Origin of the sequence: Synechococcus sp. OH20, assembly GCF_047502685.1 — a bacterium.
Lineage (GTDB): Bacteria > Cyanobacteriota > Cyanobacteriia > Thermostichales > Thermostichaceae > Thermostichus.
The window spans coordinates 16,202-36,441 of the sequence record NZ_JANSIQ010000034.1 but is presented as its reverse complement, the minus strand read 5'-3'; the positions used below and the strand labels follow the sequence as shown (position 1 = coordinate 36,441).

The window sequence follows — 20,240 nt, the reverse complement described above, 5'->3', positions numbered from 1 at the left end:
CAGAGACCCGGTACACGGGAACGATGAAGCAACTGGGGCAGAAGAAGAGACAAAAGCTCTGCTGTCAAGCGGGTGAGGAAACCCCACCCGCCTATGCGGTGGGGTAGTTCATGTGGCAATATCAACCTCAGCGTCGCTCAGAGAGCTGGCTGGATGCCATCACAGATGCGCGAACTCAGCTTGAATTGGCCCTCGAAGATAGCCCCAGCTTGAGGGGATATCTCGGCCTTTCCGGAGACTTGTCCCTATGCTTTGGAGCTGGCCTTGGCAGAAGATTGACTGTCAAGCCCCTCTCCTTTTGGCAGAGGCAACTCAGAGATCGCTGGATATTAGAGGATAAAGCCCTCTCAGCACTTTCAAGCAGAAGCCCGCCCTTGCCAACTGCGCATCTTGCCGGGGTTAAGCAATCCATAGGGATCCACTTCTTCCTTAAAACGGAGCTGGCGCGGATCCATCACTTTGCGACCCCCCTCTTCGATGATGAAAGTGTGGGGATTGGCGATGAAGACTCCCTGCGCCTCGTGATAGCGCATGATCTCGTTGAGGCGTTCTTCCGTTGTAAAGCGCACAATTTGCAGGCCGACCGGGGTAGCCTGCCCCCGGATGCGAATCCACTCCAGGTGCATCAGCACTTCGTCGCCAAAGTGCTCGTACAGGTGCTGCACCACCTTCAGCTCCCGATCGGGCGGAAAAATCGATTGTAGATAGGTCAAATTGGGATCCACGCTGCGGCAGTGCAGGGTGGTGTGGTTCCAAGAGAATTCCCCCAGCGAGATCCCCCTGCTGGCCTCCTGAGCCGTTTTGTTGTAGACCACCTGGCCGCCATGCTCCCGAATGAGCTCCAGCAACGGCTCTAGGCTGTACTCGGCCACCATCAAGAGGGCCACGGCGGATCCCTGGGGCAAGTAGTCCTGCAAGGGGACGAAGTAGCGAGGGATCGGCCAGGCGTGCAGGCTGATGAGTTTCTTCAGGATCCCATCTGCCTCGGCCAGAGCCTGGCCAAAGTGGGCGCAGGGCATAAACCCCCCCTCCGGCGGGAAGGCCACCACCAGCTCCGCCCAAGGATAGGCCGGCACCAAGGGAATCTCCACCTCGGTGATGATCCCGTTGAGGCCCCAGGCATGGCTGACTTTAAACACGTCGTCTCCCCGCAGCTCCAGGGCCCGCGGCTCCTCTTCGACTGTAATCACCCGCAGCCCTAAGATGTTGCCCCGATCCAGCAGTTGACCGTAGGTCACAGAGCCGATGCCGCCGCTACCGCCGGCAATGAACCCCCCAATAGTCGCCGTGCGGTAGGTGGAAGGGGCCATGCGGATCTCCCAGCCTAGCTCGCGGGTGTGTTTGTCGATGGCCATCAGCTTGGCCCCCGCCTGTACCCGCGCCAAGCCCGGCTTGGCCCAGATCACCTGGTTGAGCTTGCTCATATCCAGGATCACACCGCCAGCTAGGGGGATGCACTGGCCATAGTTACCGGTACCGGCGCCGCGCACGGTCAGGGGTACTCTCCACTTGGCACAGGCCGCCGCCACCCGCATCACTTCTGCTTCATCGGCAGGGCGCACCACCACCTCCCCGCGCTTGTTGCTCAACTGGCGGCTGAGCACAGGGCTGTAGTGGTAAAAGTCCAGCGACAACTTGGCAACTTGCGCCGGATCGGTGATGGTTTCAAGGTCGGCCAGCTCAGAAAGCAAGGCCTGCAATTTTCCAGAAGCAGCAACGGTCATAGGGATCCCCAATTGGATAGCAGGCTACTTAGACTCCATTGTCTGTGCAAAGGGCCGGCAGAAAGGCTCACCAGAGACAGAAAACGCCTCTCCAGGGGATCCCGGCCCGTCCCGAGCATCAGCCGAAGCGGCCCTCTACGTAGTCTTTGGTCGCCTCTTTGGCAGGGCTGTTGAAGATCACCTCCGTTCGGTCGAACTCCACCAGTTCGCCCACGCGGTTGGATCCCACCAGCTCCACGCTGAAGAAAGCCGTCATGTCCGAGACGCGGCTGGCCTGCTGCATGTTGTGGGTGACGATAATGATGGTATAATCCTGCTCCAGCTCCTTCATCAGCTCCTCGATGCGGCGGGTGGAGATGGGATCCAAAGCCGAGCAGGGCTCGTCCATGAGGATGACATCCGGCTGTACCGCCAGGGCGCGGGCAATACACAAACGCTGCTGCTGCCCCCCAGACAAAGACTGGCCATTTTCTTTCAACTTGTCTTTCACCTCATCCCAAAGGGCGGCCCGCTTGAGCGAAGTTTCCACCACCTCGTCCAAGTCCACTTTCATCCCCAGCACCCGCGGGCCATAGGCAACGTTGTCGTAGATGCTCTTGGGAAAAGGGTTGGGCTTCTGGAACACCATGCCAATGCGCCGCCGCACCGCCACGGGATCTACGTTTTCGGCGTAGAGGTCTTTGCTGTGGTAGGTAAGTTTGCCCTCCACGCGCGCCCCTGGGATCAAGTCATTGGTGCGGTTAAAGCAGCGCAGGATGGTACTTTTGCCACAGCCAGAAGGCCCGATAAAAGCCGTAATTTGCCGGGCAGGAATATCCATGGTGACGTTTTTCACCGCCAGGTTCGAGCCATAGTAGACGCTCAGGTTTTCCGTTCGGAAGACGTAGGTGGTTGAGTTAGCAGATTGAGTTTTCATGATCCCACTCGCAGAAAGTTCGTCAAGAGGCTAATTCACACCTGGCCGCTGTCCGACAAGGCTTAAACTATCTTCTGGCTTTGTAGACCAGGAAGCGGGCCAGCAAGCTGGCTGCCAAAACAATGGCCAGCAGCACCAGGGCTCCTGCCCATGCCAGCTCCTGCTGCACCTTGAAGGGAATAATTGAGAAGAAGTAAACCATCACCGGCAGGGTAGCCACCGGTCCAAACAGGTTGGTTGACCAGAAATTGTTGTTGAAGGAAGTAAAAAGTAGAGGTGCTGCCTCGCCGGCAGCCCGCGCCAAGGCCAAGATCAAGCCTGTTACAATGGCCGGAGCTGCTGCCGGTAGGACAATCCGCATTGTGGTCTGAAAGCGAGTGGCCCCCAGGCCAACCGAAGCCAAACGCATATCCGGCGACACCAAAAGCAGCGCCTCTTCCGTGGAGCGGATGACAATGGGCAGCATCAACACGCCCAGGGCAACTCCCCCCGAAAAAGCCGAGAAGCCGGATCCCCGCACCACCAAAGCGTAGGCAAACAGGCCGCAGAGAATGGCCGGCACGCCCGTGAGCACGTTACAGGAGAACTTGACCAAGTAGGCCAAGCGGCTGCCGCGGCCAAACTCCGACAGGTAAACGGCCGCTAGGATCCCGAAGGGAAAGCTCAAAGCCGCCCCCGTGGCCAGAACCATTACGCTGCCGACGATAGCGTGGCCAAACCCCCCCTCTGCTAACCCTGGAGCCGGGTAGCGAGTCTCGGTGAGGACGTCCCAGCTTATCCTCTGGATGCCCTCCTTACCGATGTCCCACAGCACCCAAGATAGGGCAGCCATGATGGCGGCCACAAACAGTCCGCTCAGCAGCGTCAAGGCAGTGCCCCTATATCTCCGCAGGGGGGGAACAGCGGCACGGCTAATGTCGATCTCCTCAGGAACAAGCTGGGCTGACTGGGACATGATGACGAGGCTCCTCGGTTACTGCTCCAAGTTTTGAAACTTGCGGATGATGATTTCGGCCATAACGTTAACCAACAGGGTCAGCACCATCAACACCACACCGGCATACATAAGGGCCGACACCTGCAGGCGTCCTGCCTCGCCAAACTGGGAAGCAATCAAGCCGGTAATGGTGGATCCTGGCTGCAGCAGGGAGATGTTGATGCGGTTGGCGTTGCCGGAAATCATCGCTGCCACCATGGTCTCCCCCAAGGCTCGTCCCAATGCCAGCATGATCGAGCTGACAATGCCCGACAGGCCCGCCGGGATCATCACCGTCAAGATCGTCTCCCAGCGGGTAGCTCCCAACGCCAAGGCGCCCTCTTTGAGGCCCCGGGGCAGCGATTCAAGGGTGCTGCGGGTGATGGAAATGATGATGGGGGAAATCATGATCCCCAGCACCATGGCCACCAGCAGCAAACTGGGGCCACGGGGGGCAGGGCCCCCAAGGAGAGGAATCCACCCCAGCGTCTGATTGATGGCTCGGAAGATGGGCCGCACTGCTGGGATGAGCACAAAGATGCCCCACAGCCCCAGCACCACACTGGGAATGGCTACGATCAGCTCAATGGCAAAAGCAATCGGCGCCGTTATCCACTTGGGGGCAAAATCTTCCGTCAAGAAAATGGCGGTGCCGATGCCCAGAGGAATGGCAAAAATCAGGGCCACCAGAGAGGTCATCAAACTGCCGTAGATCTGGGGCAACACCCCATAGATGTTTTCCACCGGGTTCCAGCGGCTGGTGACCAGAAAGCCCAAGCCAAACTGGCGCATGGCCGGCAGGGCTGCCTCAGTGGTCTGCACGATCACCCAAATGAGAATGATGCCGGCAAACCCTGCCAGCACCAAAGTTAGGCGGACAAAACCCACGTCGAGGGCGCGGGAAACATCCATTTTCTTTTCAATAGCAACATCCGTTGATAAGTCGTAGTCTCTGGCTGCCGAAGTCATAGGATCCCCGCTGTGGCAATTCTACTGGTGGGCAGATTGTGGCAAAACCTCTCTCACCCTACATTCCATCGGTGTTGCAGTTGTCTGTGTCCTGGCCAACAGTGAACACCAAAAGCTTGTTGGACTCAGACTGGCGACAACGTCAAAAGTCAGTGCCGACAGAACTTTTACCCGTTAAAAATCAGCAAAGCGGCAAGCCAGTAGCCAACAGGAAGAGCACAGCCTCTTGTTGACCACTGGCCCTCAACTAACACCTTTCAACAGGACAGCAACTCATCGCTTCGCGTTGGGGTTGACCTTGATCTTATCCAGCTCGGCGAAGATCCGCTGGATGGCCGGCTCCGGCATGGGGATGTAGTCCAGTTCTTTGGTGATGGCTTGGCCCTCTGGCCCCTGCGTCCACTTGATGGCTTCCACCAGCTTCTTCAGCTTTTGCTCGTCAGGATATTCGCGGTAGAGCATCACCCAGAACAAACCAACGATGGGGTAGTCGTCAGGCCCTTCGGGATCCGGCACCAGCAGGGCAAAATCTTCGGGCAGGGGAGCGTTGAGGGCAGAAGTAGCCCGCTCAGGAGAAAACTCGACAATCTTGCCCGCTTTGTTTTCTATGCGAGCAGTAGTCAGTTGCTCCAGCTTGGCAAAGGACTGGTTCACATAGCCAATTGCCCCTTGCTCCTGCTTGATGGTGGCGGCTACCCCTTCGTTGCCCTGGGCACCGATGCCAACCGGCCACTCCACCGTGGTTCCCACGCCGCCCTTCCAGTTGGGGCAAGCAGCGTTGATGTGGTTGCTGAACACGAAGGTCGTCCCAGAGCCGTCGGAGCGGTGCACCCAGGTGATGTCCAGCGCGGGCAGCCGATTTGCCAGGTTGGGGTTTTGGGCCTTGATGCGAATGTCGTCCCAGCGGGTGATTTCGCCGGTAACAATGCCACAGTAGGTTTCCCGCTTGAGCACGAGCTCTTTGTCGCCGATGCCGGGCAGGTTGTAGGCAAATTCAATGGCGCCCCCCGCCAGAGGCAGTTGCAGGGGCTCGTAGCCGTACTTCTCTTTGAAGCTCTTGTAGCGAGAGGCGTTGTACTTTTCGGTCATCGGGCCCTCGGAAGCACCGAAGTCCACCGTGCCGTTGATGTATTGCTCCAGACCGGCACCGCTCCCAACAGACTGGTAGCTGACTTGCACATTGGGATCTACGGTGCGATTGTAGGCATCAAACCAGCGCTGCAGCAGCGGCGCAGCGAAGGTAGCACCTGCGCCAGAGATTTGCACGGTTTGGGCTTGAGCCGGGGCCAGCGCCAGGGCTCCCACCGCCAGAGCCGCGATAGAAGAAACAGAAGCAGAGAGCAGAGATCGCATAAGAAAGAAATGTCTGATTTTAATCGACGCCTATAACCCTACAACCTCAAGGTTAAGAGTAGAATATGTTAAGGTTAAGTTTAGGTTAAGCCAGAAGAAAAAGTCGGTGTCTTTCTGAATGAGATGATTGCTATGAGCTCTTGATTTTTTACCTGGTGATTTGCTTGGGTTTAGATAGCAGCAAAAAATGATCCTGGAGCTCAGGATCTGTGAAAAGCTTATTTTGCAAGGCTTTTAGCTTGTCTTAGACTTGGCTAGGTGACCTCGATCCAAATAAAAGATGATGCTGGCCAGCCAGAAAAAAAGTTTGAACAGAAGATAAGTTGCGCAGAACCTAGAGCAGAAAGCTGCCCCAAATCTTGCCAAGCTTATATAGGCTTATGTAGGGTTCAATGTGTCCAAAAGAGCCCCCGCAAGAGCTTCTTTCTTGCTTTTGCGGAGAGCGTTGAGTTGGCTAGAAGAGTAACCTCAGCACTCTAGACGTCAAGCAGCTCCTCAAGTTCCCCGACCAGAGGGGAAAGGGGGAGGTCTAAGCCGGGATCCGCCCGCCGCCCATCAGGTACAGCAAAGCCATGCGCACCGCCACGCCGTGGGCAACTTGCCGCTCGATGAGGTTGAGGCTGGGATCCTCCATCACTTCAGAACTCAGTTCCACGCCGCGGTTGACCGGGCCGGGGTGGAGAACCCTCACCTCGGGGTGGCACAGGCGCAGCCGCTGCAGGGTGAGGCCGAAAAGGTGGTGGTATTCCTGCAGGCTGGGGATGAGGAATTCACTCATCCGCTCCCGTTGCAGGCGCAGGGCGATGACAAAGCGGGCTCCTGCTAGGGCCGGCTCCAACTGCCAGTGCACCGGCAGAGTATGGCCGGGCACAAACTGGGCAAAGTCTTTGGGCAACAGGGTGGGCGGGCCGGCCAAGTGGACGTCTGCGCCAGCGGCCACTAGAGCATAGATGTTGGAGCGGGCTACCCGCGAGTGGAGGATGTCGCCGACGATGGCCACCTTCACCCCCTGCAGCAGCTCGAGGCGAGGTCGCTGCGGATCCAGGTGGCTACAGAGAGTAAATAGATCCAGCAAAGCTTGAGTGGGATGTTCGTGCAGGCCGTCCCCCGCGTTTAGCACCCCCGCTGGGGATCCGCGGCGATTGATCTCGGCGGCCAACTGCTGCGGCACCCCGGCCTGGGCGTGGCGGACGATGAGCACGTCGGATCCCATGGCCAAAAAGGTGCGAACCGTATCCAAAATGGTTTCCCCCTTGCTTAGCGAAGAGGTGCCGGGGGAAAAGTTGAGCACATCCGCTGACAGGCGCTTGGCCGCCAGCTCAAAGCTGTTGCGGGTGCGGGTGGAAGGCTCGAAAAACAGCGTCACCACCACCTTCCCCTGCAGGGTGGGCACCTTGGGCAGCCGCCGGGTCAGCACTTCCTGAAAGCTGGCGGCGGTTTGCAAAACAATTTGATACTCTTCGCGGGTAAAGTCCGCCAGCCCCAAGACATGTTGCCGCTGCCAAGCCATAGGGGATCCTCAAATGCCCAAGCGGGCAAAGATCTCGTCCAGGTGGGTGAGGTGCCGCCGTGGGTCAAAGCAGGCCTGCAGCTCCGCCTCGCTCAGGTGGGCCATTACTCTGGGATCCGCCAGCAGATTGGCGTGGAAATCTCCGCCGGCTTGGTTCCAGGCGCGGTGGGCATTTTCCTGCACCAGTCGGTAGGCTTCCTCACGGCTCAAGCCCTTCTCCACCAAAGCCAAAAGCACCTGCTGGCTAAAGACAACACCACCGTAGAGGGTGAGGTTGCGCTCCATGTTGGCAGGGTAAACCTGCAGGTGGCGCACCAGATCTGCCATGTTGACCAGTAGGTAGTGGCAGAGGATGGAGGCATCGGGCAGGATAACCCGCTCTACAGAGCTATGGGAAATATCCCGCTCATGCCAGAGGGGAATGTTTTCCAGGGCCGAGACAGCATACCCCCGCAAGAGGCGGGCAATTCCCGTCAGTTGTTCAGACTTGATGGGGTTGCGCTTGTGGGGCATGGCGGAGGATCCCTTTTGGCCAGGGGCAAAGTACTCCTCAACCTCCAGCACCTCTGTCCGCTGTAGGTGGCGGATCTCGGTGGCAAAGCGCTCCAGAGAAGAGCCAATCAAAGCCAAGGTCTGCACATACTCAGCGTGGCGATCGCGGGAGAGCACCTGCGTCGAGGCCGTATCCGGTTTGAGGCCTAAGCGGGCGCAGGCCAACTGTTCCACCTGGGGGGGCACATTGGCGTAGGTACCCACGGCGCCGGAGATCTTGCCCACGGCGACCACCTCCCGTAGGCGCGCTAGGCGCTCCTGATGGCGCAGGCACTCGGCCAGCCAGCCGGCCAGCTTAAAGCCAAAGGTAATGGGCTCGGCATGGACGCCATGGGTGCGGCCCATCATCAAGGTGTAGCGGTGTCGGCGGGCCTGCTCACGCAAAGCAGCGATGAGATCGGCCAGCCGAGCTTGCAAGATCTCAACCGAGGCTACAAGCTGCAGGGCCAAGGCTGTGTCCAACACATCCGAGCTGGTCAAGCCCAGGTGGATGTAGCGCCCCGCCTCGCCCACATGCTCGTTGAGGTTGGTCAAGAAGGCAATAACATCGTGCTTGACTTCCGCCTCGATTGCCAAAACCCGCGCCGGGTCAAAGGCAGCTTTGGCTTTGATCTCCTGCAGAGCCTCTTGAGGGATCCGCCCCAGCTCCGCCTGCGCCTCACAGACGGCCAGCTCTACTTGTAGCCAGGTCTGGAGCTTGTGGGCGGTGGACCAAATCTGGCCCATTTCCGGCAGAGTGTAGCGCTCGATCAAGGTGCCTTTTCCGTCAGTACAATAGGATAAGCCAAGCTATTTTAGCTAATCCGCCTCTCATCCCGGGTCCAAAGCGGGGCTTCTCGGCGGGTTGGTTAAGTGCAAGGATGGCCCCTCTTGCGGGCAGTCTATACTGGACTGGGTTGGGATCCTCAGCGGAGCACGATGAAGCGGCGATGGGGAAGGGTGGCTCTGATGGGTTGCTTGGCGGCATTCCTGACTCCTGCCCCCGCCCTCTCTTTGCCCACCTCCCCCACTCCTCCTGAGCAGACCTCGGCCCGAAGCCCTGCTTCCGAGTTTAACTGGCAGGGATCCCTCAAGTTGCTGCGCGGGGATCCGGTGGCGGCTTTGGCCGATCTGGATCGGGCAGTAGAGCTGGATCCCACCTATGCGCCGGCCTACGTTAACCGCAGCTACGTTTACAACCAGTTGCGCCAGCCCCAAAAAGCCCTAGCCGATGCGGAGCGGGCCATCCAGTTGGATCCGGGGATCCCAGAGGCCTACTTTAGCCGCGGCGTGGCCCACCTGCAACTGGGGGAGCGAGAGGCTGCCATGGCTGACTTTCGCCAGGCGTTGGCTCTTTTTTCCCAAAGCGGCAACTTTGCTGACCAAGCCATCCTGCAGCAACTGTTGCGCCAGTTGGGGGTGGAGTAGTCGCCCTTGGATTGAATCTAGGGCCATCTCGGATTTAGACAAACTGAGGAGGCTCTCCCAACCACTCGGCCAGGGAAACTGCCTGGGCCTGCAGCCCGAAGACATGACAAAAAGATTGCACCAACACTGGGGCTACGGCAGCCATTGTTACCTCCGGACAAAACTGCACCAGGGATCCCACCGGGCGATCGGGGATCCCACAGGGCACGATGGCCGCGAAGGCAGGCAGATCCGGACAGACGTTGAGGGCAAAGCCGTGGTAGGTAACCCAGCGGGAGACCTTGATGCCGATGGCCGCCACCTTGTGGCCTTGCACCCAAACCCCTGTCAGGCCAGGGAGCCGCTCCCCCCGCAGGCCAAAGTGGGCTACGGTCTGGATGAGCACCTCTTCTAGGTGGCGCAGGTAGCGGTGCAGATCCGGCTGGCCATGGGAGCCGTAGACAGTCCTATGGCGCTTTAGGTTCAGTAGGGCATAGCCCACCCACTGGCCCGGCCCGTGGTAGGTCACCTCGCCGCCCCGCTCCACCCGCAGAACCTCCGGCCCCTCAGGAGCAGGGGACTCTGGCTGAGTATCCGGAGATCCTATCCGTCCAGCCAGGCTTTTGAGAAACTTGGGATCGGCCCCTGCCCCCAGGGTGTAGACCGGCGGGTGGGTGAGCAACAAAAGCCCATCCGGCACCTCAGGATGGCGGATCATCCGGGCCAACCGGGCCTGCTGCCAAGCCCAAGCGGTGCGGTAGGGCACTTCTCCTGCCAGGTGAACTTGGAGAAGCGGCACAGGCTCAAGCCCCTGCAAAGCTCAGGCCACCGGTAAGTTGACCTGGGCCCGTAGCCGCTCGAGCAGAGCTCGGGGATGTAGCAGCCCTTCAATGCGGTCAACCGGCTTCCCGTCTTTAAACAGGATCAGGGTCGGCACGGCGTAGATCCCCCAGCGGGCAGCGATGTTGGGGTACTTTTCGGTGTCAACCTTAACAAAGGAGATGGTGTCCCCCACTTGGGGCTTCACCTGCTCCAACACCTGGGCCATGACCTGACAGGGACCACACCAGGTGGCGTAAAAATCCACCAGAATGGGAGTTTTGGATCCCTGGATCATGTCGTCAAAGCTTTTGAACTGCTGTTTGTGGGCCATGGGCGACCTCCGCAGGATGCTGTGGGAAAACTTAGAATACAACCTATTTGCAGGCTAAATGTTTGAGATGAAAGTGTGGGTAGAGATTCTGCGACCGCTTGCTGTCGGTTTCCCGGTAGGATGACTAGGGCTTGGTCGGTACCTGTAGTCTAAAGGGCGGGCTGGACGGAAGGGGCAGGCTTTAGCAGGGCTTAACGATTGCAAGGAGTGGGATCCCGATGGCAACAATCCGGATGGTGAGCCGAGGTGTGGTGGCCGGCGTATTGGCTGGGGTGGTCTTGAGCCTCTGGGGGATCTGGCGTTGGCTGGGGGATCCCTCAGGCTGGATTCAGGTGGTGGCCGGGCTGCTCTTGAGTTTGGCGACGGTGCTGTACTGGCGGAAGACCCGCCCCGCCGACTGCCTGGTGGTGGAGCCGCAGAGCTGGCACCTCAACCGCCTCAGCCCCGATCACTGGCTGATCCAGGCGGAGTTCGTGGCCCGCAACCTCAACCCCATCTTTGAGGTCACCTTGGCCCAGGTGCAGCCGCGACTGCATTTGCTCAGTGCCAGCTCCATCGAAGGGATCCAAACCCAGATCCGCCTGCGCTCCCGCCATGTGGATCTGCCCCCTCGCCAGGACAACTACTGGCAGGCCTACATCATTACCCCCCAAAGCCAGACCGGCTTGGAAGTGGAGATCGAGCTGAGGGGGGAAGGGCTGGCAGATTTGCGCTCGGCCTGGCTGGAGCTGGACTACGTCCAGTACGGGCGGCAGCGGCGCACCCTTAAGACTAGCCACCTAATCCTGCCCTTGCAGGAAGTGGATCCCTTGCCGGAGCTGGCCTGGCAGCAGCAGGGGCCAGTGAGTTGGGCTGCCATTCCCACCCCTCTGCTTACCCCCAGCGATGACCTTGCCGAGGTGCTGCAGCGCTACGTGGGCCCTCACATCCAGACCGGTGATATCGTGGCCATCTCGGAAAGCGCGGCGGCCATCGTCCAGGGCCACTTTCGCCATCCCCTGCAGGTGCAGCCTGGCTGGCTAGCCCGCACCCTCTGCTACTTCTTCCCCTCCAAGACCAGTCTCTCAAGCTGCTACGGGATGCAGACGCTGATCGACTGCTCGGGAGCCTGGCGGGTGCTGGGGGCTTTTGTTGTCGGATCCCTGGCCAAGTTGTTGGGGATCCCAGGGGTGTTCTATGCCCTGGCGGGGGAGCAGGCCGACCTCATCGACGATGTCACCGGCACCTTGCCCCCCTACGACCAGTTCATCGTCTTGGGGCCGCGGCATCCAGCTAAGCTGGTGGCCGAGCTCCACGCCCAGACTGGCTACGAGGTGGCCATTGTGGATGCCAATGACCTAGGTGAGGTAAGCGTTCTGGCGGCCAGCCCAGGGGTGGAGCGGGAGCTGGTGGAGCAGGCGCTGCGCAAGAACCCGGCGGGCAATGCAGCGGAGCAGACCCCCCTGGTGCTCATCCGGAAGCGGCTGCCGGCATCGCCTGGGATTTGAGTGCCTGCATCGCCTGGTGGGTCGACAAGAAAAAGCGCTCAGCGCCCACTTTCTCCACAAACCCCACCCTTTTGAGGCAATCCATCACCGGCCCCTTCACCTCGGCCAGGGCAAAGCCCACCCCCATCTGGTGCAGACGTTCCACCAATTCGGTCAGGGCCTCCAGAGCGCTGCCGTCGATGAAGTTAATGGCGCTGGCCACCAGCAGCACCTGTTCCACTGCTGGCCGCGCTGCTACCTCTTGCAGAATGTACTCCTGCAGGTAGGCGGCGTTGGCAAAAAACAGGCTCTCATCCACTCGCACCGCCAAGATGCGCGGATCGGTAATCACCTCATGGCGCAGCACGTTGCGGTAGTGCTCGGTGCCCGGCACCTGGCCAACAATGGCAATGTGGGGGCGACTGGCCCGCCAGAGGAAGAGAAGGATGGAGGCCAGCACTCCCAGACCAATCCCCCGCTCCACCCCAATCGCCAACACGCTGGCAAAGGTGAGCAGCCAAACGAGGGCATCGCCGCGGTCGTAGCGCCAGCTCTGCAGCAGGGGGTGAAAATCCACCAGTCCCAGCACCGCCACCAGCACAACGGCAGCCAGAGTGGTCTGGGGCAGGAAAGTAAACAGGGGCATCAGCCAGATCATGGCCAGAGCTATCAGGGATCCCGTAATGACCGAGGCCAGACCGCTGTTGGCCCCCGCCTGAGCATTCACCACCGAGCGGCTGATCCCACCCGTGACCGGAAAGCCACCGCTGACGGCTGCTGCCACGTTGGCTACTCCCAGGGCCACCAGATCCTGGCTGGGATCCACTTTCTGCCGCCGCTTGCTGGCCAGGGCCTGGGCCATGGCATAACTTTCCGTAAAGCCCACCAAGCTGAGGGTTAGGGCGGTGGGCAGCAGGGATCCCCATTCTGGCCAGCTCAGTTGGGGAAACGTCAGCGGTGGCAGGCCAGCCGGAATGGATCCCACCACCGCCACTCCCGCTCTCTCCGAGAGGTTTAGCCCCCAAACCAGCAGGGTGGTTAAGAAAACGGCTGCCAGGGGAGCACTCTTGGTGAGCAGCAACTCCCAGAGGGGCGGGATCCCCCAGCGGCGCAGTTGCGCCGGCAGCTTCTGCTGGGCGTACACCAACAGGGCGATGGACAACAGCCCCAGCCCCAGGGTGGCCCAGTTGACCCCATCCAGGCTCTGCCACAGCCGTTGCAGCAGCAGCCAGAAGGACTCGCTGTTGGCAATCTTCACCCCCAGCAGATGGCGGAGCTGGCTAAGGGCAATGATTAGGGCTGCGGCACTGCTAAAGGCCGTTATAACCGAGTGGCTCAGGAAATTGGCCAAAAACCCCAGGCGCAACAGCCCTACCCCTAGCTGGATCAGGCCCGCTTCCAGAGCTAAGCCCAGCGCCAACTGGCCATACTCCGGGCTGCCCGGCTCAGCCAGCGGCTCCAAACCCGAGGCTACCAGCAGGGCGATGATGGCCACCGGCCCCACCGACAAAGCCCGGCTGGATCCCAGGAAGCCGTAGGCGATCACCGGCAGGATGCTGGCGTAGAGGCCTGTCTCGGGGGGCAGGCCGGCCAGCAGCGCGTAGGCCATGCTCTGGGGCACCAACAGGATGGCCGAGACCACCCCAGCAATGAGATCCCCCGGCAGATCCTCTCGCCGGTAGCGAAGCCACCACAGGGAATCCTTGGCCAAGGGCAGGTAGCGCGCCCAGATCCCCTGCTTTGGGGAAGAGGCGGACGGGATCCCGCTCATAACGTCTGACCCCGGTTCCAGGGCAGGCGGGCCAAAAGCAGCGCCAGGCCACAGGTGTTGGTGATCCCGGCAAACACCAGCCCCGCCCCCACAAAGCCGCTCAATACCAGCCAGGCCGGGTGGACAAAGGCTCCCAGCAGGGTTCCTATGAGCACCAGGGATCCCGCTGTAATCTGCACCTGTCGCATTAGCGAGATGGGCGCGTTGCGGGTGCGGGTGGTGGGCAGCTTGGCGGCCTTCCACGCTTCGATCCCGCCTTTTAGGTTTATCGCTTCCGGCCAGCCGTATTCAAGCAACTGACAGCCGGCACGGATGGAGCGGCTGCCCATGCGGCACTGCAGCACCACCGGCTTTTCCGGCGTCGAGGCCGGCACCTTGGCGGGGTCAAAGGTAGATAGAGGCATGTTAATCGCCCCCGGGATCCGCTCGTCGCGGTATTCTGCCGGCTCCCGCACGTCAATGAGCTGTACCCGCCCTTGATCCAGCCACTGCTTTAAAGTCAAGGCGTCGATCTCCTTGAGACGGGGATCCCGTTCCTGCTGAGCTGTAGGATTTTGTTGAGCTACGGTCATGGTTTCTTCCTTGCTTCTAGGGTTGTTGTAAGACTTAGGGATTTCTAATCTTCCTCCTCCAGCAACCTGCTGGGCTCGCCAGGATAAAACTGGCTATCCAGGATTTGCTCGGGAGAGTAATGGCAGGTCTGGGGAAAAGTCTTTCTGGGCAGCTTGGTCTCTTCTAGAGCCAGTTGGAGCGCCCTCAGGTAAGACTTGGAGATGGCCTCCGGCAAATAGGGCCTCAGGCTTGGGTTTTCCTCCAGCAGATCCAGAACTTCCTGCCGCTGCACCTGTAGGGTAAGAAGCCAGCTTACCGATCTGGCCTGCGGCTGATACTCCCACTTCAGAAGGTGCCCCACCAAAACCCCCAGCCGGTTGCGCAGCTCTTGCCGCTGTTGCCTGCCCAACGATTCCATCTCATCAATCAAATGGGGCAGATCTAGCTTCTCCCAAGCCCGCTCCCGCAGAAATTGGGCTTGTTGCTGAGTCCAAGCATAGAAATCCCTCTCATAGAGATTTTGGCGATCCACTCTCAACCCTCCCCTTTCTGACGGGCCGCCTGAGAGAAGTCTAGCCAGCCCTAGCAACTAAACTGCGGCTGCCACTTGGCCGCACTGCTCGTTGGCCGGCACCGCTTCCTGGATCTTCTTGGGCTGCGGCAGGTTGAGGCTGTTCATCAGGGCAATAAAGCTCTCCCGCGAGCGCAGCTTACCGGTTTCCGGATCCACGAAGCGGGGGTTCCAGCGCTTCTCCTCGCCAATGGTGGAGACGGTGTGTCCCCGGTAGTCATGGCCGGGATAGACCAGCGTCTCGTCCGGCAGGGTAAACAGGTGCTGCGTCACGTGGTCGTACATCAAGCCGGGATCCCCACTTTGGAAATCGGTGCGCCCGCAGCCGCGAATGAGCAGGGCATCGCCGGTCAGAACGCGATCCCCATTGACGCGGTAGGTCATGTGGCTGTCGGTGTGGCCTAGGGTGGCGATGGCCTCGATGACAATGGATCCCACCTGCAGCGTTTCCCCATGGCCGATGAAGCGGTCGGCACATTGTGCCTTGGCCTGAACCGGCACCACCCCTTGGCAGCCGCTCAACTCCCGCAGCTTGCCGGTGCCGGTGATGTGGTCGGCGTGGACGTGGGTTTCCAAGGAGTACTTCAAGGTCAGACCCAGCTCTTGAATTAACTTCCAGTCCCGCTCCACCTGCTCCAACACCGGATCCACCAGTACGGCCTCGCGGGTGTCTGGGTCTGCGATTAAATAAGTGTAGGTGCTCGTCTCGGAGTCGAACAGTTGGCGAAATAGCATGCTGCCCTCCTGTCTGTTGACAAAACCCGAAAGCGATCCGAATTCGGGTCTCTAGAGCTACTATATAACTATTTAGTGTTAAAATCAAGCTACCACCTCCCTCAAGACAGCCTATGGATTGGGACAAGCTCGTGAAAGGTGGCAAAGACGAGTGCCAGTTGACCCTGACGCCGGAAGTGCTGACCAGCGTGGCGGAGTACTTCAAGGTTTTGGCGGAGCCCAGCCGGCTCCAGATCCTGTGTCAGTTGCGCTCGGGGCCCAAGAACGTTACCCAAATCCTAGAGGCCACCGGCATGGGCCAGGCCAACGTTTCCAAACATCTCAAGATCCTGGCGCAGGCAGGGATCGTCAGCCGCGAGCCCAGGGGCGTGAGCGTCTACTACCAAATTGCGGATCCCATCTGTTTTGAGCTGTGCGAGGTGGTGTGCAAGCAGTTAATCAAGCGCCTCAAGCAGCAGGCTCAGCAACTGGAACCCCTGGCGGCCCTTCACTCCGGCAGGCTGAGCCGCGGAGGTTCCTGAGGGCGGGGACGGCGCAGCAGCCCAAACAGGGCCACAACGGCAGCCATGATCCAGATGAGGAAACGGCTGGGGCGAAAGTCGCCTGCCTCGATTTGCCGCATCACCTGGTTGTAGCGCCAAGCAGAAAGGCCGATCATCAGGATTCCAAAGATCACCAACAGGAGGCCCAAGTTCTGGGTGCTCAGGAGGCCGTGCGCCGGGGCAGGTTGCTCGGGGGAGTGGGCGGCTTCAATCTGCCGCAGAAATAAGCTGAAGCGGGCGAGGGCAAAGCCAAAGGCAATGAGAGCCACAGAGGTGCGCAGCCAGGCCAGAAAGGTGCGCTCATTGGCCTGGTGTTCCTGTTGGCGATCTGGGGGCAAGTTCATGGGCTACAGGGATCCCTCAAGGGCTGATTTTAAGACAGCGGGGATCCGGCAAGCTGGCCTTCTCCGGCTGGCGGGGAAAATAAAAGGCAGTGCGTTTACATACTTCCACCAGCATCAGCATCACCGGCACCTCGATCAGCACCCCTACGACGGTGGCCAGGGCGGCCCCGGAGTTCAAGCCAAACAACACCACCGCCGTTGCAATGGCCACCTCGAAGTGGTTGCTGGCGCCGATTAAAGCCGCCGGAGCGGCATCCTCATAGCACAAGCCCAGTTTCTGGGCTGCCACATAGGTGAGGCCAAAAATAAGGTTGGTCTGCACAAAAAGCGGCACTGCAATCAACAAAATGTGGAAGGGATTTTCCACAATGAGATCCCCTTTAAAAGCAAAAAGCAGCACCAGCGTCACCAGCAAGGCGGTGATGGCAATGGGGTTGAGGTAGCGCAAAAAAGCTTTCTCAAACCATTCCCGGCCCTTGGTTTTAAGAATCCAATAGCGAGAGGCTGCTCCTGCAACTAGCGGTAGGCCCACGTAGATGGCCACGGATAGCAAAATGGTTTGCCAGGGCACCGTTAAATCGCTCATGGCCAGCAGCCAGCGGCCCAGCGGCGCGTAGAGGAAAAGCATGGTTAAAGAGTTCACCGCCACCATCACCAGGGTGTGGCCTTGGTTGCCATAGCTGAGATAGCCCCACATCAGCACCATCGCAGTGCAGGGGGCAATGCCCAGCAAAATGGCCCCGGCAATGTAGGAGTTGCTGAGGCTCACTTCTGTACCGCGGATCATTTCCGTGCCGGTTATCCAAGGGGCAAACAGCCACCCCAAGAAAAACTGGGCAATCACCACCATGGTAAAAGGCTTCACCAGCCAGTTCACCCCCAGGGTCAACAGCACCGGTTTGGGCGATTGCAAGGCATGGGCTGCCTGGCCAAAATCAATTTTCACCATGATGGGATACATCATGAAAAACAGGCAGACGGCAATGGGAATGGAGACCTGATAGAGGCTCAGGGCATCCAGCGCCTCTGCCAGGCCCGGAAACCATCGACCCAACAGGATCCCGGCAACAATACACAGAGCCACCCAAAGGGTGAGATAGCGCTCAAAAAAACTCAGGGATCCGCCGCCGGGGAAAGCTTTGGGGTCAGATTCGGTGAGAGCCATGGGAAAAGCCGAAAACTGGGGTTGAGAAAACGCAGGCTGCCGAGTAGCCACCTTCCTAAGGGGCTCTCCTCAGGATACATCAAAAAAACTTGTTCAGTTTGACCTCAACTTACTCCAGCCCTAGCCGCCGACGAAAGTAGGGGATGGTTAGCTCCAGGCCAACCTGCAGGGGGATCTGGGGATCCCAGCCCAACAGGGTGCGGGCTTTGCGGATATCGGGCCGGCGCTGCTTGGGATCGTCGGTCGGCAGGGGCCGGTGGACGATGGGGGAAGGACTGCCGGTGAGGGCCAAGACCTGCTGCGCCAGCTCCAGGATGGTGAACTCCTGCGGGTTGCCCAGGTTAAAGGGGCCGGGATAGGGGCCGTTCATCAGGCGCACCAGGCCTTCGATGAGGTCGGCGATGTAGCAGAAGCTGCGGGTCTGGGATCCATCCCCATAGACGGTGAGGGGATCCCTGCGCAGCGCTTGGACGATGAAGTTGCTGACCACACGGCCATCATCCTCCCGCATGGCCGGCCCATAGGTGTTGAAGATGCGGGCGACGCGGATCTCCGTCTGGTGTTGCCGCTGCCAGTCAAAAGTCAGGGTTTCGGCCAGGCGCTTCGACTCGTCGTAGCAGGCCCGCGGGCCGATGGGGTTGACATGGCCCCAATAGTCCTCCGGCTGGGGGTGCACCTGGGGATCCCCGTACACTTCTGAAGTCGAGGCCAGCAGGAACCTGGATCCTGTTTTCTGGGCCAGCTCCAGCAGGTGGTAGGTGCCCCAGACACCGGTGCGGATGGTGTGGATGGGATCCGCCTGGTAGTGGGGCGGCGAGGCGGGACAGGCCAGGTGGTAGATTTGCTCGATACCGGCTTTTTCCAGCTCCGGCGGCAGCGGCTCGGCCACATCGTGCCACAGCAAAGTAAAGGCGGGGTTGTCGCGGTGGGCCTGTACGTTCTCCTCCCGCCCCGTGTAGCCGTTATCGAGGCAGATAACTGCGTGGCCTTCTTGCAGAAGGCGGCCGACCAGATGGGAGCCGATAAATCCCAAACCACCCGTGACCAGGATCTTCACCAGCCCACTCCAATCAAGGTGATACCCGCCTGTTGAACGGCCTGCCGGTCAAGGCAATTGCGGCCATCGATCAGCAAAGGCCGCCGCATCAGCTCGGCAAGGTGCCGGTAATCCAGCGACAAAAACTCCGGCCACTCGGTCACCAGCACCAGGGCGTCGCAGTCCTGGGCCAGGCGAAACACATCCGTTTCCACTATCACGTGGGCCAGGCCCTCCCGCATCCCCGAAGCCGACACAATGGGATCATACGCTTTCACCTTGGCCCCCAGCCGGTGGAGCTGCTCGATCAACGTCAGAGAGGGGGCATCCCGCAGGTCATCGGTGTGGGGCTTAAAGGTGAGGCCCAAAAGGCCAATGGTCTTGCCCTTAAGCACCTTGAGGGCCTGCTGCAGCTTTTCCACCAGGCGCTGCCGCTGCTCGCAGTTGACCTCGACACTAGCCCGCAACAGCTTGGCCTCATAGCCGTAGTCAGCAGCTGTTTGAATGAGAGCTGACAGATCCTTGGGGAAGCAGCTCCCTCCCCAGCCTATACCGGCGTTGAGAAAGGCGCGGCCAATGCGCTTATCGAGGCCGATCCCTGTTGCCACCTGGGTGATGTCGGCACCGGTGCGCTCACAGATGTTGGCGATCTCGTTGATGAAGCTGATCTTGGTGGCCAAGAAGGCGTTGGCGGCATATTTGATCATCTCGGCGGAGGCCAAGTCGGTAACCAGTAAAGGCACGGGATCCCCACCCAAGCCCTGCTGGCGGCTGAGGATGGGCTCGTAAAGCCGCCGCAGGATCTCGATGGCGCGGGGGCTGTTGGAGCCAATCACGATGCGATCCGGGTAGAAGGTATCCTGGATGGCGCTGCCCTCTCGCAAAAACTCAGGGTTGCTGACCACGTCAAACTGAGGTGTCCGAGGAGAGATTTGCAAAGCCAGGGATCCTCTGGAGAAAGGAGTTGCCTCCCGATCTCCCCCAGAGAGCAGTTCGCTCTCTTCCCGGCTGCCCAGGCGCTGCTTGGCCGCCCCAGCAGCCCCATCCAAGATAAGCATGCGCACCCAGTCGCCGGAACCGATGGGGACGGTAGACTTGTTGACAATAACCCGGTAGCGGTCGTCCAGGTGCTGGCCGATCTCCCGCGCCACGGCCTCCACGTAGCGCAGATCCGGCTCGCCGCTGGGCAAAGCCGGCGTGCCTACAGCAATGAAGATGACTTCGCTGACCTGCACCGCCAAGCTCAGATCGGTGGTGAAGTGCAGCCGGCCAGCCTCGGCGCCTCCCCGCACCAGCTCTTCCAGGCCGGGCTCGTAGATGGGCAGGCGACCCCGTTGCAGCCCTTCAATTTTGGCGGGGTTGTTGTCTACACAGATAACGCTGTGGCCCAGGTGAGCCAGACAGGCGCCGGTTACCAACCCCACATAGCCAGCTCCCACAACCGCCACGTCCATAGCCCGCTTCCCCCTCGCGTCGATGCTTGCTTCTAAAATACCCCGCCGACCGGGATCCCCTATCC

General features: G+C 60.0%; 20 protein-coding genes and 1 pseudogene. 4 read left to right on the top strand and 17 right to left on the bottom strand.

Annotated elements, in window-relative coordinates; genetic code table 11:
- Positions 1-110: 110 nt before the first annotated feature.
- A pseudogene (locus NW826_RS07875) lies at positions 111-170 on the top strand (DUF29 domain-containing protein); the annotation flags it as partial.
- A 186-nt stretch (positions 171-356) separates the two neighbouring features.
- Here the strand turns inward: NW826_RS07875 and NW826_RS07870 are convergent.
- The 7 genes from NW826_RS07870 to purB all read right to left on the bottom strand — a co-directional run bounded on the left by NW826_RS07870 (position 357) and on the right by purB (position 8,753).
- Positions 357-1,724: an FAD-binding oxidoreductase gene (locus NW826_RS07870; protein WP_414509842.1), complete on the bottom strand. Its 1,368-nt coding sequence runs from the start codon at positions 1,722-1,724 to the stop codon at positions 357-359.
- A 118-nt stretch (positions 1,725-1,842) separates the two neighbouring features.
- Positions 1,843-2,640 carry a phosphate ABC transporter ATP-binding protein PstB gene (gene pstB / locus NW826_RS07865; RefSeq protein WP_414334984.1) on the bottom strand — a complete coding sequence of 266 codons (798 nt, stop codon included), beginning with the start codon at positions 2,638-2,640 and terminating at the stop codon, positions 1,843-1,845.
- Positions 2,641-2,707: 67 nt separating this feature from the next.
- Positions 2,708-3,595, bottom strand: a complete 888-nt coding sequence (pstA, locus tag NW826_RS07860; RefSeq protein WP_414509841.1) for a phosphate ABC transporter permease PstA — start codon at positions 3,593-3,595, stop codon at positions 2,708-2,710.
- 18 nt (positions 3,596-3,613) lie between these two features.
- Positions 3,614-4,585 (bottom strand): phosphate ABC transporter permease subunit PstC, encoded by a 972-nt coding sequence (gene pstC / locus NW826_RS07855; protein ID WP_414364780.1) that lies wholly within the window; start codon positions 4,583-4,585, stop codon positions 3,614-3,616.
- 273 nt (positions 4,586-4,858) lie between these two features.
- The gene (gene pstS / locus NW826_RS07850; RefSeq protein ID WP_414509840.1) at positions 4,859-5,938 is read right to left on the bottom strand and encodes a phosphate ABC transporter substrate-binding protein PstS; all 1,080 of its coding nucleotides are present in this window, start codon (positions 5,936-5,938) and stop codon (positions 4,859-4,861) included.
- Between the two features lie 529 nt (positions 5,939-6,467).
- Positions 6,468-7,448 carry an aspartate carbamoyltransferase catalytic subunit gene (locus NW826_RS07845; protein WP_414509839.1) on the bottom strand — a complete coding sequence of 327 codons (981 nt, stop codon included), beginning with the start codon at positions 7,446-7,448 and terminating at the stop codon, positions 6,468-6,470.
- A 9-nt stretch (positions 7,449-7,457) separates the two neighbouring features.
- Positions 7,458-8,753 carry an adenylosuccinate lyase gene (purB, locus tag NW826_RS07840; RefSeq protein ID WP_414509838.1) on the bottom strand — a complete coding sequence of 432 codons (1,296 nt, stop codon included), beginning with the start codon at positions 8,751-8,753 and terminating at the stop codon, positions 7,458-7,460.
- Between the two features lie 165 nt (positions 8,754-8,918).
- Between purB and NW826_RS07835 the strand changes: the two genes are divergently transcribed.
- On the top strand, positions 8,919-9,407 hold the full coding sequence (locus tag NW826_RS07835) for a tetratricopeptide repeat protein (protein ID WP_414509837.1): 489 nt from the start codon (positions 8,919-8,921) through the stop codon (positions 9,405-9,407).
- A 34-nt stretch (positions 9,408-9,441) separates the two neighbouring features.
- Here the strand turns inward: NW826_RS07835 and lipB are convergent, their stop codons facing one another.
- Complete coding sequence (gene lipB, locus NW826_RS07830; RefSeq protein WP_414509836.1) at positions 9,442-10,185, bottom strand: lipoyl(octanoyl) transferase LipB; 744 nt, start codon at positions 10,183-10,185, stop codon at positions 9,442-9,444.
- A gap of 21 nt (positions 10,186-10,206) precedes the next feature.
- Positions 10,207-10,539, bottom strand: a complete 333-nt coding sequence (trxA, locus tag NW826_RS07825) for a thioredoxin (protein WP_414376528.1) — start codon at positions 10,537-10,539, stop codon at positions 10,207-10,209.
- 218 nt (positions 10,540-10,757) lie between these two features.
- Between trxA and NW826_RS07820 the strand changes: the two genes are divergently transcribed.
- A complete protein-coding gene (locus tag NW826_RS07820; RefSeq protein ID WP_414509835.1) occupies positions 10,758-12,026 on the top strand; it encodes a hypothetical protein in 1,269 nt (422 codons plus the stop codon).
- Here NW826_RS07820 and NW826_RS07815 read toward each other — a convergent pair.
- From NW826_RS07815 to NW826_RS07800, 4 genes are read right to left on the bottom strand one after another with little or no spacing between them, the layout of a single operon-like run.
- Positions 11,989-13,776, bottom strand: a complete 1,788-nt coding sequence (locus NW826_RS07815) for a SulP family inorganic anion transporter (RefSeq protein ID WP_414509834.1) — start codon at positions 13,774-13,776, stop codon at positions 11,989-11,991. The two genes, NW826_RS07820 and NW826_RS07815, sit on opposite strands and share 38 nt — an antisense overlap.
- The gene (locus tag NW826_RS07810; RefSeq protein WP_414509833.1) at positions 13,773-14,348 is read right to left on the bottom strand and encodes a rhodanese-like domain-containing protein; all 576 of its coding nucleotides are present in this window, start codon (positions 14,346-14,348) and stop codon (positions 13,773-13,775) included. Before NW826_RS07810 ends, NW826_RS07815 begins: the two co-directional genes overlap by 4 nt.
- Positions 14,349-14,392: 44 nt before the next feature.
- A complete protein-coding gene (locus tag NW826_RS07805) occupies positions 14,393-14,860 on the bottom strand; it encodes a DUF29 domain-containing protein (protein ID WP_414509832.1) in 468 nt (155 codons plus the stop codon).
- Positions 14,861-14,917: 57 nt separating this feature from the next.
- Positions 14,918-15,634 carry an MBL fold metallo-hydrolase gene (locus NW826_RS07800; protein WP_414509831.1) on the bottom strand — a complete coding sequence of 239 codons (717 nt, stop codon included), beginning with the start codon at positions 15,632-15,634 and terminating at the stop codon, positions 14,918-14,920.
- A gap of 113 nt (positions 15,635-15,747) precedes the next feature.
- On the opposite strand from NW826_RS07800, the gene NW826_RS07795 reads away from it, so the two are divergent.
- On the top strand, positions 15,748-16,155 hold the full coding sequence (locus tag NW826_RS07795; RefSeq protein WP_414334970.1) for an ArsR/SmtB family transcription factor: 408 nt from the start codon (positions 15,748-15,750) through the stop codon (positions 16,153-16,155).
- Here NW826_RS07795 and NW826_RS07790 read toward each other — a convergent pair.
- The 4 genes from NW826_RS07790 to NW826_RS07775 are packed head-to-tail and all read right to left on the bottom strand — an operon-like array spanning position 16,122 to position 20,175.
- A complete protein-coding gene (locus NW826_RS07790) occupies positions 16,122-16,520 on the bottom strand; it encodes a YidH family protein (protein WP_414509830.1) in 399 nt (132 codons plus the stop codon). The two genes, NW826_RS07795 and NW826_RS07790, sit on opposite strands and share 34 nt — an antisense overlap.
- Positions 16,521-16,536: 16 nt before the next feature.
- Positions 16,537-17,736, bottom strand: coding sequence for an ACR3 family arsenite efflux transporter (gene arsB, locus NW826_RS07785; protein ID WP_414509829.1), 1,200 nt, complete (start codon positions 17,734-17,736; stop codon positions 16,537-16,539).
- 58 nt (positions 17,737-17,794) lie between these two features.
- On the bottom strand, positions 17,795-18,742 hold the full coding sequence (locus tag NW826_RS07780; RefSeq protein ID WP_414338667.1) for a UDP-glucuronic acid decarboxylase family protein: 948 nt from the start codon (positions 18,740-18,742) through the stop codon (positions 17,795-17,797).
- The gene (locus NW826_RS07775; RefSeq protein ID WP_414509828.1) at positions 18,739-20,175 is read right to left on the bottom strand and encodes a UDP-glucose dehydrogenase family protein; all 1,437 of its coding nucleotides are present in this window, start codon (positions 20,173-20,175) and stop codon (positions 18,739-18,741) included. Before NW826_RS07775 ends, NW826_RS07780 begins: the two co-directional genes overlap by 4 nt.
- Positions 20,176-20,240 lie beyond the last annotated feature (65 nt).

Coding starts and splice junctions, on each gene's coding strand:
- NW826_RS07870 (WP_414509842.1), bottom strand. CDS start 1,724: ATGACCGTTGCTGCTTCTGGAAAATTGCAGGCCTTGCTTTCTGAGCTG.
- pstB (WP_414334984.1), bottom strand. CDS start 2,640: ATGAAAACTCAATCTGCTAACTCAACCACCTACGTCTTCCGAACGGAA.
- pstA (WP_414509841.1), bottom strand. CDS start 3,595: ATGTCCCAGTCAGCCCAGCTTGTTCCTGAGGAGATCGACATTAGCCGT.
- pstC (WP_414364780.1), bottom strand. CDS start 4,585: ATGACTTCGGCAGCCAGAGACTACGACTTATCAACGGATGTTGCTATT.
- pstS (WP_414509840.1), bottom strand. CDS start 5,938: ATGCGATCTCTGCTCTCTGCTTCTGTTTCTTCTATCGCGGCTCTGGCG.
- NW826_RS07845 (WP_414509839.1), bottom strand. CDS start 7,448: ATGGCTTGGCAGCGGCAACATGTCTTGGGGCTGGCGGACTTTACCCGC.
- NW826_RS07835 (WP_414509837.1), top strand. CDS start 8,919: ATGAAGCGGCGATGGGGAAGGGTGGCTCTGATGGGTTGCTTGGCGGCA.
- trxA (WP_414376528.1), bottom strand. CDS start 10,539: ATGGCCCACAAACAGCAGTTCAAAAGCTTTGACGACATGATCCAGGGA.
- NW826_RS07820 (WP_414509835.1), top strand. CDS start 10,758: ATGGCAACAATCCGGATGGTGAGCCGAGGTGTGGTGGCCGGCGTATTG.
- NW826_RS07815 (WP_414509834.1), bottom strand. CDS start 13,776: ATGAGCGGGATCCCGTCCGCCTCTTCCCCAAAGCAGGGGATCTGGGCG.
- NW826_RS07810 (WP_414509833.1), bottom strand. CDS start 14,348: ATGACCGTAGCTCAACAAAATCCTACAGCTCAGCAGGAACGGGATCCC.
- NW826_RS07800 (WP_414509831.1), bottom strand. CDS start 15,634: ATGCTATTTCGCCAACTGTTCGACTCCGAGACGAGCACCTACACTTAT.
- NW826_RS07795 (WP_414334970.1), top strand. CDS start 15,748: ATGGATTGGGACAAGCTCGTGAAAGGTGGCAAAGACGAGTGCCAGTTG.
- NW826_RS07790 (WP_414509830.1), bottom strand. CDS start 16,520: ATGAACTTGCCCCCAGATCGCCAACAGGAACACCAGGCCAATGAGCGC.
- NW826_RS07775 (WP_414509828.1), bottom strand. CDS start 20,175: ATGGACGTGGCGGTTGTGGGAGCTGGCTATGTGGGGTTGGTAACCGGC.